We start from the raw sequence: 265 nt of genomic DNA, 5'->3' as shown, positions 1-265 counted from the left end.
ACTTATCCAACCGCCTGCGTGCGCTTTACGCCCAGTAATTCCGATTAACGCTTGCACCCTCCGTATTACCGCGGCTGCTGGCACGGAGTTAGCCGGTGCTTCTTCTGCGAGTAACGTCACAGCTGATACGTATTAGGTACCAACCTTTCCTCCTCGCTGAAAGTGCTTTACAACCCGAAGGCCTTCTTCACACACGCGGCATGGCTGCATCAGGGTTTCCCCCATTGTGCAATATTCCCCACTGCTGCCTCCCGTAGGAGTCTGG

Annotated in this window: 1 rRNA gene; it reads right to left on the bottom strand. The window is 55.1% G+C overall.

The window, feature by feature from the left end:
• A 16S ribosomal RNA gene (locus tag KW825_RS20325) occupies positions 1–265 on the bottom strand; the annotation flags it as partial.

The sequence above is a fragment of the Aeromonas sp. sif2433 genome (assembly GCF_019218705.1).
GTDB lineage: Bacteria > Pseudomonadota > Gammaproteobacteria > Enterobacterales > Aeromonadaceae > Aeromonas > Aeromonas encheleia.
The sequence above is the reverse complement of the archived record's forward strand: the minus strand, read 5'-3'. Positions and strand labels throughout refer to the sequence as shown.